Source organism: Petrimonas mucosa, assembly GCF_900095795.1.
GTDB lineage: Bacteria > Bacteroidota > Bacteroidia > Bacteroidales > Dysgonomonadaceae > Petrimonas > Petrimonas mucosa.
Genome location: NZ_LT608328.1, coordinates 265,243 through 280,301 on the forward strand (window position 1 = coordinate 265,243; position 15,059 = coordinate 280,301).

Here is a 15,059-nt window from a genome sequence, read left to right on the forward strand (position 1 = left end):
TTGAACCATTAACATTGCTGGTATGAGAACAATCGATCTGAAATATTACAGATTCTTTCTGCTGCTCCCGCTGTTTATCGGCTGCAGTGATTTCACCGACATCACGCCCAAGGGTCAAAGCATCCTCAACAAGGTGGAGGAGCTGGAACTCCTCCTGAACGACGAGTATACCCAACTGCAGAGCTGGGAGGCCATGTATCTGGTCAATGACAACATCCCGGCTCAAAACATACTCGACCTGATCACCCGACACGAAAATGGCATGCCGACAGTTGAATCGGTGCTGCTGACCTGGGATGAGACGGTCGACCGCACCACCATCACACAAGATCCCCAACAAAATCTCTATGGAGCCTTTTACGGGGTTATTGGCCGGATAGCCAATCCCATCATCGCCAATGTGGATCAAGCCACGGGCAGCAAGACAAAAGCTGCGCAGATCAAAGCCGAAGCCTATGTCTTGAGGGCCTTTTTCCACTACCTGGCCGTCAACTTCTACGCAAGGGCTTATAACCCGGCCACGGCTGCCGGCGACGGAGGGGTTCCCTATATGCTTGAAGATTTCCCTATTAACGGACTTGCCGAAAAGCGAACCGTCCAGGAGGTCTATCAGTTTATCCTCGAAGATCTGGAGAGCGCCCTTGAACTGGACGCACTGCCCGAAAACCCGGCAGGGATGCGTGTGGGAAAAGCTTTTGCCTATGCAGTAAAAGCAAAGGTGCTGATGGCCATGCGCGACTATGCCGGTGCCGACCAGGCCGCCATCGCCTCCCTGGCAATCAACGACAGATTGCTGGATCATCGAGACGATAGGCTGGCCATCCCGATGCCTCCGTTCGACATACCCTTCTTCGAAAGGCCCAGATTCAACGAAGAGGAGCTCTTCTACCAGGTCTCCTCCTTCACCATGCGCTACATCTTCTCACCCGACCTCCTGGCAAGTTTCGATCCAAACGACCTCATGCTGAAGTATGGCGAACTGGAGAACAATGTGGCCACCTACCTGACAGGAGGCGTGCTGTTGAACCAGGGGGGCAACATGACATCGCTCGCCGGCGTTCAGGCCTGGTTCCATTATGTAATGGCGGGCGACTTCAAAATACACTACAGCATCAACAGTCTGACTACGGCAGATATGTATCTGACCCGCGCTGAATGCCTGCTACGGGGAGAGGATGCCAACATTCCCGCAGCGATGGAGATCCTGGAAAAATTGCGTGAACGGCGTATCGACCCGGCTGGTTATACTCCACTGAACGTCAGCACAAAGACAGAAGCCATCGCGGCATTGAAACAGGTAGCCCGCTGCGAAAACTTTGCCACCTCAAAAAATTTCATCGACATGAAACGGTGGAACGCCACCGAACCGGAGTGGCAAACCACATTGACGAAAACGTTGACACTGGCCCCACAAGGTTTTATGCCCAGGGGAGGAAATCCGATGATCGGGTGGGATCCCATTCCGCCGGTTACTACCAAGAGCTATATATTGCGTCCCGACTCGCCGCTCTGGATATTCCCATTCCCGCAGGCAGCCACCAATTACAATCCAAATCTCACACAAAATTATGACTAAGATGAACAAAACAACAACTCTATTCCTTGCCGCGCTTTTAATGACAGGCTGTGCCGATAAGCAGGAACAGTCGTTTACCCTCAAAGGGAATATTGGCAATTGGAACGATCCCGCAACACTCTACCTGAGCTATTGGAATGAGGGGAGCGAATATCTGGATACGATCCGCCTGCAGGATGGCAAGTTTGCCTTTACCGGGGCAATTTCAGAACCTGCCCCCGCACGGCTGATACTTGACTATGCCGGTGAGGGCATGGGGAGAGCCGCACAGGCGGGACATATCCTCTATCTCTATCTGGAGAACGGTACAGTGAAACTGAAATCGCCCGACTCCCTGCATAACAGCCAGTTCATCAACTCACCCATCAACGATGAATACCTGGCATATCTTGACTACGTGGGAGGGCAGATTCAGGATCTGGCTGCCCGGATGAACCAAAAGGTGATGCGTGCAACGCCCGAACAGTTGAACGACACCGCCTTTATGGGGCAGTTGAACCGGGAATACCGGCAAATGCTGGAGGAGCGTGCGCTGAAACAGCAGCAGTATGTACGGGAACACCCCGACTCCTACTTCAGTATAGTTGCCCTATCCGAGTCGGTTTCATCCGATTTTGAGGTGGAGGAGATTGAACCGCTCTTTTTGTCGATCGATGAGGAGCATCGCTCTACATTTCCGGGAAAGGCATTTGCTCAACGGATCGAGGCAGCCAAAATGATCGGTATCGGGAAGAGAGCGCCCGACTTTACTCAGAACGACCCAGAGGGTAATCCCGTAAGCCTCTCCGATTTCCAGGGGAAATATCTGCTGCTCGACTTCTGGGCTTCGTGGTGCGGACCCTGCAGGCAGGAGAATCCCAATCTGGTAAAAGCGTATGCCGCTTACAGGGAGAAAGGATTCGAGATCCTGGGTGTGTCGCTCGACAATAAAGATGGAAGGGATGCATGGCTGAACGCTATCAAGAAGGATGGGCTCACCTGGACACAGGTTTCCGACCTCAATTCATGGAACAACGAGGTAGCCCTTCTCTATGGCGTAAGGGCTGTACCGCAGAGTTACCTGATCGACCCTGAAGGGATCATCATTGCCGAGAACCTGAGGGGTGAAGCCCTGGAGGAAAAGTTGGCAGAAATCTTCGGCGGAAAATAGCCCGGACCTCCAGACAATCAAAACAGGCCGTTCTCGTTGATTATCTCATCGGGAACGGCCTGTCCGATATCCCAAAGTTCAACAATCTTGTTGTTGGAAAAGCGGAAAATATGCACCACTGCTCCTTTCCAGCCATCTTTTCCTTGCTGCTGCACCCGGGAGTGGACAGCCACCAGATTACCATCCTCCAGCGCCCGAAGCATTTCGAAAACCTTGTTAGGGCTTTCCATGTGCGACTCTTCCATTCCCAGCATCAACGTTTCCCTGTCGCCCTTGTAGTAAGGGTTATGATGCTTGAACTCCTCCGCTACATATAATTCAAACGCCTTTCGGGGGTTCCCGCCACTAGCAAGTTTTAAAAAATTCTGTGCGATCTCCTTTTTTGTCATATCTCTCTTTTTTAGGATTCTTACCCTGAGGGTAGTTGTTTCCAAAAGTAACTGATTTTCCGGAAAGGATTTCATCGCTAAATGGTTTTTTGTATTTTTGCACTTTAATTCAGATGCATAATGGAAATTTCAAGCAAGTACAACCCCGCTGAGGTAGAAGAGAAGTGGTACTCCTACTGGATGGAGCAGAAACTGTTTCATTCCGAACCCGATGAACGTGAACCCTACACCATCGTCATCCCTCCTCCCAACGTCACCGGCATTCTGCATATGGGCCATATGCTCAACAACACCATCCAGGATATCTTGGTGCGCCGGGCCCGGATGGAGGGAAAAAATGCCTGTTGGGTTCCTGGGACCGACCACGCCTCCATCGCCACCGAAGCGAAAGTGGTTGCCAAACTTGCAGCCGAAGGAGTAAAAAAATCGGACCTTACCCGCGAAGAGTTTCTGGCTCATGCTTGGGAGTGGACCCACAAGCATGGCGGAATCATCCTGGAGCAGTTGAAAAAACTGGGAGCATCATGCGACTGGGACAGGACCTGCTTCACCATGGATGAATTGCGCTCCGAAAGCGTGATCAAGGTGTTCGTCGATCTCTACGAGAAGGGGTTGATCTACCGGGGTGTCCGCATGGTCAACTGGGATCCGCAGGCACTCACTGCCCTCTCGGACGAAGAGGTTGTCCACAAGGAGGTGAACGGCAAGTTATACTACCTCCGTTACCGGATTGAGGGTGAGGATGGCTACGCAGTAGTGGCTACTACCCGCCCCGAGACCATCATGGGCGACACGGCGATGTGTATCCATCCGGATAATCCCAAAACGGCACACCTGAAAGGGAAAAAGGTGATTGTGCCGCTGATCAACCGGGTCATTCCGGTGATCGAGGATGAGTATGTGGATATGGAGTTCGGCACGGGATGCCTCAAGGTGACCCCTGCCCACGACGTCAACGACTATCTGCTGGGCGAGAAATATGACCTGCCCTCCATCGATATCTTCAACGATAACGGCACGCTCAACGAACATGGAGCCATGTACGCCGGCAAAGAGCGCTTCGAGGTGCGCAAGCTGATCGAGAAGGATCTGATTGAAGCCGGATTGCTGGAAAAGACGGAGCCCTACACCAACAAGGTGGGCTTCTCCGAACGGACCAACGTGGTGATTGAGCCTAAACTCTCCATGCAGTGGTTCCTGAAGATGGAGGCGATTGCCAAACCTGCCCTTGAGGCGGTTGAGAACGACACCATCAAGTTCCACCCGGCCAAATACAAGAATACTTACCGCCACTGGATGGAGAACATCAAGGATTGGTGCATCAGCCGCCAGCTATGGTGGGGACACCGTATCCCGGCCTATTACCTCCCCAAGGGGGGTGTAGTGGTCGCCCTGACCAGGGAGGAGGCCTACCGGAAGGCACTGCAGAAGGTGGATTACCCCTTGAGCATCGACGATCTGCGTCAGGACGAGGATTGTCTCGACACCTGGTTCTCATCCTGGTTGTGGCCCATCTCCGTATTCGACGGGATCAACCGCCCAGACAACCCGGATATCAACTACTACTATCCTACCAACGACCTGGTTACCGGGCCCGATATCATCTTCTTCTGGGTAGCACGGATGATCATGTCGGGATATGAATATCGCCAGACCCCCTGTTTCCGCAACGTCTATTTCACCGGTATCGTCCGCGATATCCAGGGACGGAAGATGTCGAAACAGCTCGGCAACTCCCCCGACCCCATCGAACTGATGGAAAAACATGGTGCAGACGGTGTCAGGATGGGGATGCTGCTCGCCTCGTCGGCAGGCAACGACCTGCTCTTCGACGAGTCGCTCTGCGAACAGGGACGAAACTTCAACAACAAGATATGGAACGCCTTCCGGCTGGTAAAGGGATGGGAGGTGAGCGACAGGGCAGAACAGCCCGAAACGGCCGCCATCGCCATCAACTGGTTCGACGGTATCCTCTCCAAGACCATTGTCGAACTGGACGACCTCTTCAGCAAGTATCGCCTTTCGGAGGCGTTGATGACAATCTATAAACTTTTCTGGGACGAGTTCTCATCCTGGTACCTCGAACTGATCAAGCCGGCATATCAGCAGCCGATCGACCGGGCCACCTATGAGGCCACACTGGCCTTCTTCGACAGCCTGTTGCGCCTGTTGCACCCCTTCATGCCCTTCATCACCGAAGAGCTCTGGCAGGCCCTGTACGAAAGAAAAGCGGGTGAAAGCATCATGGTTGCAACTCAGCCGAAAGCCAAACTGGTAGACGAGAGACTGATCGCCGACTTTGAGATTGTCAAGCAGATCATCGCCGGTATAAGGACGATTCGTCTGCAAAAGAATATCCCCAACAAGGATGAGTTGACGTTACAGGTGATCGGAAGCCACGACAACCGGTTCGATGCGGTCATAGCCAAGATGGCCAACCTCTCATCGATCGAGGAGGTATCGGAAAAAACGGCCGGCGCCATAGGTTTCCTGGTAGGCACCACCGAGTTTACCGTCCCATTGAGCGACAAGATTGACCTGGAGGCCGAACTGAAACGGATGAAGGCTGAGCTGGAGTACCAGATCGGCTTCCTGGAATCGGTCATGAAGAAGCTGGCCAATGAACGGTTCGTGCAGAATGCGAAGCCTGAGATTGTGGAGAACGAACGGAAGAAGAGGGCCGATGCCGAGGGTAAAATCGCATTGCTTAGGGAGAGCATCAAGGCGCTTGAATCATAAGCTGTCCGGGCACTGACAACAGCGGCTGATGGGTCGCCACACGGCTGCATATCGAGCAGTTGCAAATAGAGACGGTGCACAAACTGCGAGATAATTTTGCCGAGGGGCGGGGACAAATCCCGCGAAGCCCTGCGACCGGAAAGCAAAGCTGTTTGAGCAAAGCGAGTTCTTTGCTTTCAGCAGGCAAGCGGCTGATGGGTCGCCACACGGCTGCATATCGAGCAGTTGCAAATAGAGACGGTGCACAAACTGCGAGATAATTTTGCCGAGGGGCGGGGACAAATCCCGCGAAGCCCTGCGACCGGAAAGCAAAGCTGTCTGAGCAAAGCGAGTTCTTTGCTTTCAGCAGGCAAGCGGCTGATGGGTCGCCACACGGCTGCCCATCGAGCAGTTGTGCACCAAAAACACAAACGTTAAAACAGCTGTAAATGGAAGAGATCCTGGCCCATATATCCCATGTGCTGGGAGAGAAGATCACCTCGCACCGCCCGGTATCGGGTGGCGATATCTCCTCAGCCTATCTGCTGCAGGGCAGTGGCAGGCGCTATTTCCTCAAGGTACACGGTAGCCCTTCCGCCAAGCAGATGTTCATTGCAGAACAGCAGGGGTTGCAGGCGATTGAAGCAACCGGCACCATTGCCGTACCCCATGTCCATATTGTCGATTCACTTGGTGGAAAATCATTTCTGCTGATGGATTTCGTGGAGAGCAGGCGGCCCGGGGAGAGCGACTTCAGGCGGTTCGGCAGAGAGCTTGCGCAATTGCACCAATGCACCCGAAGCTGTTTCGGGTTCGGTTCTGACAACTTTATCGGCTCACTGCCACAAAGCAACCACTCCTGCGACAATTGGGCCGATTTTTACTGGAAGGAACGGATCGCACCGCAATTGAAGATGGCGTGCGACCGGCGACTGCTCCAGCACGGGGAGATACCCTCCTCCGAAATGGCACTGGAGCTGTTCAGCGAGCTGTTCGGCGAGGTCAAACCCTCACTCCTGCACGGCGACCTGTGGGGAGGCAATTACCTCATCGCCGCCGACGGGACACCCTACCTGATCGATCCGGCAACCTATTATGGCCACTCGATGGTGGATATCGCCATGAGCCGGCTTTTTGGCGGATTTGCAACACCTTTCTACGACGCCTATCACGAGATCATTCCCTTGCCGGAGAACGAGCGGAGTCAAATCGACCTCTACCAGCTCTACTATCTGCTGGTTCACCTCAACCTCTTCGGTGGCGGATACCTTTCTAGCGTTACTGCTATCCTTCGGCGCTATTTCTGACCGCTTCACTCCGCCTTGAAACGGATCATCAACCTGTTCCCTGCCTCATCCACCACGGTGACCGAATGATATCCCGGCTCAGGCGAAAGCTCCATCTGGTGTATATCTGCCGTCTCGCCGACATATTCGTCATCCAGGTGCCAGAATAGACGGGCCGACCGGTTCCGGTGGGCCACTTCAAACACTGCGTTACCACGTGATCCGTCGAGCTGCCTGGTAATCTTTATCACCGACTGAGGATAGGGGTAGATAAACTGCATCATCTCCTCGGCTACTCCACCCATACACTCCGGTGAAAAGGGCGGCAGCGAACGGTAGGCTGGCTGATGCTGCTTGAAGTACCACTCCCAGGAGGGCGGCAAAATAAACCAGGAGTCTGCACGAATTCCCCTGCTTCCCGCACAATCCTCGTAGACCCGGTAACGTCCATCTTCCGAAAGATGCACTCGCCGGTGATACCTGCAAACATTTCCACGTACCGCTTTAAGCGGAACCAGTACGGTATCGGCCGACGAAGCGGGGCAATGTTGACCCATCAGACAGCCACTCTCGCGGCATACCACCACCTCGGTCAATCCACTGTAGGGTGTTTCAAACCACGATGTGGCCGGCAGCAGGTTGAAGAGGTCGAACATCACCCGGGCCGACGTCTGTGCCCCTGTCAGCCCCGGACGCCCTTCACCGCTTGCGTTCCCGGTCCAAACCCCCACCAGGTAGCGGGGAGTCACCCCTACCGCCCAGCCGTCGCGGAAACCGAAGCTGGTTCCTGTTTTCCAGGCCACTTTCCGCGCCGAAGGAAGAAATCGCCAGTCGATCTCCTCGGGACGGTTGACGTTGGTCAGCGCCTCCAGCGTCAACCATGCCGCACCGGCATCGGTAAAGCCAGGTTCACGCTTGTTGTCAGGCTCTCCTTCCTCATGCAACAGTGCAAATGGACCCCTCCTGAATTGTCCGGTCACTGCAGCGGCCATATCGGCATAGGCGTTGGCAATCTCCCAAAGTGTTCCCTCCGCCCCGCCCAGGATCAGCGAGAGACCGTAGTGATCAGCCGGACGGTTCAAGGTGGTGATACCGGCACGCTTCAGAAAATCGTAGAATTTGGGGAGACCGAACCGGCGCAGCGCCACCACCGACGGTACATTCAGTGAACGGGCCAACGCTTCGTCGGCATGTACGGCCCCGTCGTATTGGTGGCTGAAGTTCCTGGGCGAAAAACCGCCTACGTTGATCGGGACATCGGGAAGCAACTCCGCCGGCAAAAGAGCGCCCTCTTGCAACATGGCGTAATAGAGGAACGGCTTGAGGATACTTCCCGTACTTCGGGGGGAACGGATAATATCCACCTGATTGCCAGATTGTCCTGTTCCGAAGTGGACATTTCCGGTGTAGGCGATCACCTCGTTCCGCTCAAGATCAACCACCAGTGCAGCCAGGTTCAGAATATTGTTCTGCGAGAAGTCGGCATTCCAGCGTTCCACTACATCATCCACCCGCAATTGCAACCCCTTGTCGACGGTCGACCGCAGTCGGGCTCCCGGGAGAGAGCGATGGAGCTGTTCCACCAGATGCGGAGCAATCTGTGGAAGCGGATGGGGTGTGTCGGGCAACGGCTCTTCTATGGCCAGCCGGTAATCGGCCGGTGTGAACATGCCGGCATCGAGCAGCTTGGCGAGCAGCCGGTTCCGCTTGGCGAGGAGCTCCTTCCGGTTCCTGCCGACATGGATCTGCGACGGGGAGTTGGGCAGGACGGCCAGCGTGGCAGCCTCCGCCCACGAGAGCGATCGGAGATCGTGCCCGAAATAGCGCCATGCAGCAGCACCAATCCCCACCACATTGCCACCCATTGGGGCATGCGAGGCGTATAGAGCGACGATCTCCTCCTTGGTAGAGGCCAGCTCCAGCCGCGTGGCCAGTATGACCTCTATCGCCTTCTCAAGGTAACTCCGTCTCTTTTGACGCATCAGCCGCACCGTCTGCATGGTGAGGGTGCTTCCACCGCTGACCACACGACCCGCCTTGAAATTCTGGAAGGCTGCCCTCACCAGCGATACCGGATTTACTCCTGGATGGTAACGAAAATAGCGGTCCTCAAACTGAATCAGGCAGATCCTGTATTTTTCGGGAACGGTGTCGGTGGGCGGAAAGCGCCACTGACCGTCAGGGGCAATGCGTGCCCCCAGCAGTTCACCGTTCCGGTCGGTCACCAGGGTGCTGTAGGTGGCATCAAACCAGGGTCGGGGCAAGGAAAAGAGGTAGCCGGCCACCAGCAGCAGAGCGGTGATCAGGGTAGCCTTCTCCCTACGCTTCAGTGAAGTGAACCAACCGGTCATCTTATCTCTACCCACATTCCGCCCGTTCTAGCCTGCTCTCTCGGTTCATACATCGCCTGGCACGAAACTGCCGGCAGGTAGAATCTTCCCCGGTAAGCAGCCTGAAGCCGTATCCGGAAGGTGGCCGATTCACCTGCACCCAGGTTGAAGTAGGTCAGCACCCGGTCGTCACGGATATCCCGGTAATCAAAGGTTTCCGCCACTGCTCCGGTCAGCCTATCGTTATAGATCTCCCAACCCGAGGGGAAGATCTGCGTCAGCGACAAGTTGGTGAAGGGACGCTCCACCGGATTACGGACGGTAACCATTGCCGTAAACTCCGTCCCCTGCTTCATGGATCTCACATCCAGCGGTTTGCCGGCGGCATCGAGATAGCTGACCGACAACCGCAACGATCCCTCCACACTCCGGAGCGTATCCTCCAGCGGTTGAGTGAAGGCGGTCAGCCGTGCATATATCTTCCCCTTGCCCCGGTTGACCAAACGTACCGACTGTTCCGCCGCCAGCTTCAACTCAGTCTGATGGAGAGCCTGTGGTGTTGAAATGGGAGCCATCTTCTGCCCGTTTAAGGTCCACTCGGCATCAATCACCTCCGATCCCAGCTTCCCGGCCAGATTGGCCATTGCCGCCAGACCGAACGCGGCAGTCTGCGTGGAGAGATAATCGGAGGAGAGCGCCCGGGAGAGCTCCCCGGCAAGCTGGAATGCCTGCTCCACGTTACCCAGCAGGAGTAGTGTCTGCATGATCATCGCCTGGTCGCGGGCCGACGAACCATAAGTATCGTTGTCGGACCGGTACTCCTCTACCCTGTCCGAAAGATTGAACACCAGCGAACTGGCCACATCCGGCTTGCCGGCCAGTGCATAAGCTGCCGCCAATTGCCACTTCGCCTGAAGATTCAGGTCGGCAATCTCGCGCATCCGGTTCATGGCTCCCAGCTCGGCATGTTCGCCCAATGCCAGCGTATAGAGTCGATAAGCTTGCTGCAGTTCGGTCATCGAGATTCCGTGGTAACCTCTCTCTGGCTGGGTACGCGACCAGTTCCTTGCCAATCTTTGCTGAAACTCCACCCAACGGTTTATCATGCTCCGTGGAACCTCATATCCATGATTCAAAGCCTCTATCAGGAAGTGTCCGGCATAGGAGGATACCCACTCGGAGGCAAAAGAGTGACCCGGCCAGTAGAGAAAGCCTCCATCCGGCATCTGACGAGAGGCGAGAATCTGTATCACCGAGGTAATTTTTTGACGTGCCTGTTCCTTCTGCCCTTCGGAAAGAGAGGCAAACTGCTCCAGATACAGCAGCGGGAAACCCTGTGAAATAACCTGTTCGGTACATCCGTGCGGATAGTCGGCCAGGAAGGCAAGGATGCTGTTCAGATTGACCGTCGGCATCCTCGACAGCTCCAGCCGGGCCCAGTCGCCCTGGCCTACACTTCCTGGACGGAGAAGAAGCTCTGCCTCCCCGTTCGGGTCGATCAGTGCGGATCGGCCGATAATGACGGGAGGATTGGGGTTGCGGACGGCAATATCTATCGTCTCCGTCGTGGATGCTCCCCCACCCGACGCCTTGATCTTTACCTGGGCGGCCCCGGTACGCTCCGCTGCTTTCAGGCGGAAAAAGATGACCGTATCGCCGACAGTACTGAACGACAGCGATTTGATGGTTTCGCCCTCCGTTTTCAACACCCCCTCGCTCTGAACCGACAGCTGTACCGTCCTGATCTTCCGGTCTGTCACGAACAGGTTGACCGGAAGCGAGATCTCCTCGCCTGGACCCATCACGCGCGGGAGCGTGCTGAGAGTCATCAGCGGGCTTTTCACCTCGACTTGCTTCTCGGCGCTACCATACGCACCATGGCCACCGGCAACCACCATCACCCTAAGTGATCCCACGTAGGCTGGAAGTTTCATCTGGTGACTTTTGCTTTCGCCGGCCTTTAGCGTGAAAGGACCCATGAACTTCACCAGCGGCTTGAAGCGGTTTACCTGATCGCCGGAAACTTTCAGTGCCTCATCGCCGCCGATGGTCAGTAACGGCCCGATCATCCCGGCGTTTGCCCCCAGTACACGGTCGAACAGGTCCCAGGTGCGCACGCCAAGTGCCTCGCGGGCAAAGAACTCATCCCAGGCGTTTGGGGTCTTGAAAGAGGTCAGATCCAGTAATCCCTCATCCACCAAGGCAAGGGTGTAGGTCATTCCTCTCCCCGATTTTTCAGAAACCGAGAGTGAGAACTCCTTTTCGGGCGAGAGCAGGTCGGGCATCCGGATAATCGGCTCAAGCCTGCTGCTCCTCTCCTCCACGCTGATATTCTTTACCCCATAAAGCCTGACAGGCAGATCATTTCCTGTCTGGGCATGGGGTTGAAGTAAAGTAATGAATAGGTAGCAGTTGGGACTCATCTCCTCAGTGACCTCGAAACGGTATTCCGTATCGCTGGTACCCGAAGTTTTCACCCACTCTTTCCTCAAGATGCGTGATCCGTTCTCGACGGCAACCAACGCCCTTCCTGATGAGCTTTTGGGAATGAGCACCCTGACCGTTTCACCCACTGCATATCGCTCCTTGTCGGTCGAGAATGAGAGCATGGTCAACCCGTCCGGGTCGCTCTTACCTGCCCGTCCGTACATCGATGGCCAATCGACATGGAAGATGGTTCCGGCAGTATGTCCACTACCGGTATCCTTCACCAGGAGCAGATAACGGCCCCAGTCGGGATAATCGACCTGAAAGCTGACCTTGCCGCTGCCGCCAGCTGTCTGGATCACTCCGGTAGCCACCGGCGAAACTGCCGTATTGTTCACATAGGAACCCAGATCCTCCCGGGTGCTGTTCCACCACCACGACCAGTTGAGCTTGTAGATCTTGTACTCCAGATTATTGCGGGAGACCTTTTTGCCATAAGGATCAACGGTTACCACGTCGAAAAGGATCGGTTTGTCGCTCTCCAGATATCCCGACGGCCCGGGATCGGGCGCTCTTACCCCGGCATAGACACTGTAGGGAGAATAATAGACGGTTTGTGCATAAAAGCTCATCTCTCCTCCGGCCTCAAAGACACGCGAGACAATATTGCCCCGCAGCATGCCCGGAGCAGCTTCGGCTACTGGAATAGGGGAATTCACCACTGCGGCTCCCGATGCGTTGAGTAGCCCTTCGAACAGTTTGTAGCGACTGGATTCGAAGTTGAAGAGCGGATTGTTGAACTGGTAATCCCTGTACCCGGCAAAGGGGTTTTCAGCACGGGAAAGCGTGATCTCCACCTCCGACTTCAGATTGGACGCCGGCGCACCGTGCAGCCATTGCGAATTGAGTCTTCCGGAGAAACGTCCCTGGGTGGCATCGATGATTGAATCGGTCTCGAGCCTTACTTTCAGTCGGTTCGGCTTGATCGTTTCGATCCGGAGCGGTTTGTAGAATGCAGCTCCACCCACCTTCACATAGGCTTGCCAGATCCCGGTCGGAGCAGACGGATCGGTGGTTACCTGGAAGGTGTAGAACCCATTTTCACCTTCACTGCTTACCTGCCGGTGATGAAGCTGGCGTGCAGGTGTGTAGACCTCAAGCGTGACAGGATAGCCCTTGGGCAGTCTCTTTGTCTTCTCCTCCAGAATAAACGAGAGGTAGATGGTATCGCCGGGTCGCCAGACACCCCGCTCGCCATAGAGATAACCCTTCATCCCTTTCTGTAGCTCCTTGCCGCTCACGTCGAAATTGCTAAGCGAGAGCGACTGCTCCTCCCTCACCTCCAGATAGCCAACATCCTTGCCGCTGGCAGCAGTTACCACAAACGGCTTTCCGTTGGTATAAGCGATTACGGCAAAGCCCTCTCCGTCGGTTTTTCCCCTGCCTATCACCTGCATCTGGTAATTGTATACGGTGACTTCGGCTCCTGAAATCGGTGAAGTGGAGAGGATATCGGTCACCGCCACCTCGATCCGGTTATCGTCACCCCGCTTGGCGATAATTCCCACGTTGGATGCCATCACCATGGTCTCGGCCATCCGCTCCCTGCTCATGTAATAGGAGGGCTTGCAGGGGTCGTCGCGATCTTCCCAGTTATATTCCGACCAGTCGACCGGATCGTAGTAATAGGGCGACGTCTCATCCCACCGTGCAGCATCCTCGTTGCTGACGGTTTCATCCGCCATGGTACTCATCGACTGTCCATCAGGAATTTGTGGTGAGACTCCGCCACAGTTGTAGAGTGAATATCCAGGCTTGAACGAAAGTTCAACCTTATAGATTGCACCCGGTTCTTCACTGATCAACGGAGCCAGATCGATGGCGAAGTTGTTCCAGCGGGTCAGGTCGATCGATCTGTCCGTATCCAGGCGGAACTGTCTCTTTTTAACCAGTCGTCCAAAACGGCGTACTTCCCCGCTAGACTGGGTGTTGATCGAAGCCGACTGAAGATAGTAGAGAACATTGTTCTGATAGATCTTGATCACTTTTACATCAACTGCCCAGAGGTTGACTGCGCTAAAAGGGAGAATCAGTTCGGCGGAATTGGGCAGGATATTGCCGCTCTTCACCAGCTTCACCTGCGGCTTTTCCCGCTCGCCGCGTAACTTCCAGGTCTGATCCTTCGCCAGGGCAAGGTTTCCGGAACTGCGCAATCCTTGGTGAAGCTGCACGGTTATCTCCTCCTCCGGGTAGGTTTCGGGGAAGAGCTTCAGCACGTTCTTATCCATCTGGTAAGAGAAATGGGTGACTCCCGAAACTACCACAAGTCCCTCAATTTCCTGATCCCGCGACAAGGGACTGCTGAAGGTTATCCTGATATGGGGTGTACCCTCATTTATCATCCTGACATCGATCACCTGAAATTCGGTTTCGGGGAGCGACGGAAGTTCGATGTTGAATTTCTCGCGTCGCTTCGCTCCTATAATATTACCATTGAGAATCAACTCATAGCTCTCCGGTTTGTTACTTCGCAGCAGGCTGTCAACTGAAACCCGGTATCTACCGTCGGATGTGGCGGTCAGACTCACTCTGGCCTCCCGGTTGGCCCCTTTCAATTCGAAAAGCCGGAGTAACTTCTCGGGCGACACCTTGTTGGCCAGCCGCAATGTACCGGTAACCTGGTTCCACTTCAATTCATCGCTGCCCATTGGCGAGTAGGGCAACGGATCGAAGGTGAAATTCTGTTCGTTCACCCGGAAAACGAAGTTGAAAGTATTGAACTTCTGCTCCGTTTTCAGCACTTTCCCCAGGTGAAACCTTGCCGTATAGCTCTTCCCTGCCTTCAACTGCCCGGAATCTGGCACGAAACGGATGGTTCTAGGGGTTATCCAGTAGCTGTTCCCCTTGACTGACGGGGAGAAGGTAAAGAGCCTCTCCCGTATTGCACCGTTCAGCTCTACAGCTGGCAACTCCTGCGCCAGCTCTATCTCGATAAATGCGTCGGGCGACACATTTCCGTATGTAAATGCCGTAATGTAACGAGCAAATTCAGGATCAGGCTTCACACCTTCCTGCTTGCATGAAGCCAGGAAGAGGAGTGTGATCCCCAAAAATAATAGAAGTTGTTTTCTCATATCGGTTCTTATCTGAAAGTTTAAAAGCAGGATGATCATCCCATAACGC

7 protein-coding genes are annotated in these 15,059 nt (G+C 54.8%); 4 read left to right on the top strand and 3 right to left on the bottom strand.

Annotated features, from left to right (window positions below; genetic code table 11):
- Positions 1–22 precede the first annotated feature (22 nt).
- A complete protein-coding gene (locus ING2E5A_RS01145) occupies positions 23–1,576 on the top strand; it encodes a RagB/SusD family nutrient uptake outer membrane protein (protein ID WP_071135829.1) in 1,554 nt (517 codons plus the stop codon).
- Position 1,577: 1 nt separating this feature from the next.
- Positions 1,578–2,726, top strand: coding sequence for a TlpA disulfide reductase family protein (locus ING2E5A_RS01150; protein WP_071135830.1), 1,149 nt, complete (start codon positions 1,578–1,580; stop codon positions 2,724–2,726).
- A gap of 17 nt (positions 2,727–2,743) precedes the next feature.
- Here the strand turns inward: ING2E5A_RS01150 and ING2E5A_RS01155 are convergent, their stop codons facing one another.
- Entirely contained in the window at positions 2,744–3,115 is a 372-nt protein-coding gene (locus ING2E5A_RS01155; RefSeq protein WP_071138115.1) for a nuclear transport factor 2 family protein, read from the bottom strand.
- A 120-nt stretch (positions 3,116–3,235) separates the two neighbouring features.
- Here ING2E5A_RS01155 and ING2E5A_RS01160 point away from each other — a divergent pair, with 120 nt between their 5' ends.
- Together ING2E5A_RS01160 and ING2E5A_RS01165 are read left to right on the top strand one after the other, a co-directional pair.
- Positions 3,236–5,854: a valine--tRNA ligase gene (locus tag ING2E5A_RS01160; protein WP_071135831.1), complete on the top strand. Its 2,619-nt coding sequence runs from the start codon at positions 3,236–3,238 to the stop codon at positions 5,852–5,854.
- Between the two features lie 428 nt (positions 5,855–6,282).
- Complete coding sequence (locus ING2E5A_RS01165) at positions 6,283–7,140, top strand: fructosamine kinase family protein (protein ID WP_071135832.1); 858 nt, start codon at positions 6,283–6,285, stop codon at positions 7,138–7,140.
- A 5-nt stretch (positions 7,141–7,145) separates the two neighbouring features.
- Here the strand turns inward: ING2E5A_RS01165 and pbpC are convergent, their stop codons facing one another.
- Together pbpC and ING2E5A_RS01175 are read right to left on the bottom strand one after the other, a co-directional pair.
- Positions 7,146–9,470, bottom strand: coding sequence for a penicillin-binding protein 1C (gene pbpC, locus ING2E5A_RS01170; protein ID WP_071135833.1), 2,325 nt, complete (start codon positions 9,468–9,470; stop codon positions 7,146–7,148).
- A complete protein-coding gene (locus ING2E5A_RS01175) occupies positions 9,467–15,010 on the bottom strand; it encodes an alpha-2-macroglobulin family protein (RefSeq protein ID WP_071138116.1) in 5,544 nt (1,847 codons plus the stop codon). Before ING2E5A_RS01175 ends, pbpC begins: the two co-directional genes overlap by 4 nt.
- Positions 15,011–15,059 lie beyond the last annotated feature (49 nt).

What these genes read in the sequence shown, in the direction of transcription:
- ING2E5A_RS01155 (WP_071138115.1), bottom strand. Translation starts at nt 3,115, where the DNA reads ATGACAAAAAAGGAGATCGCACAGAATTTTTTAAAACTTGCTAGTGGC.
- ING2E5A_RS01145 (WP_071135829.1), top strand. Translation starts at nt 23, where the DNA reads ATGAGAACAATCGATCTGAAATATTACAGATTCTTTCTGCTGCTCCCG.
- ING2E5A_RS01160 (WP_071135831.1), top strand. Translation starts at nt 3,236, where the DNA reads ATGGAAATTTCAAGCAAGTACAACCCCGCTGAGGTAGAAGAGAAGTGG.
- ING2E5A_RS01150 (WP_071135830.1), top strand. Translation starts at nt 1,578, where the DNA reads ATGAACAAAACAACAACTCTATTCCTTGCCGCGCTTTTAATGACAGGC.
- ING2E5A_RS01175 (WP_071138116.1), bottom strand. Translation starts at nt 15,010, where the DNA reads ATGAGAAAACAACTTCTATTATTTTTGGGGATCACACTCCTCTTCCTG.
- ING2E5A_RS01165 (WP_071135832.1), top strand. Translation starts at nt 6,283, where the DNA reads ATGGAAGAGATCCTGGCCCATATATCCCATGTGCTGGGAGAGAAGATC.
- pbpC (WP_071135833.1), bottom strand. Translation starts at nt 9,470, where the DNA reads ATGACCGGTTGGTTCACTTCACTGAAGCGTAGGGAGAAGGCTACCCTG.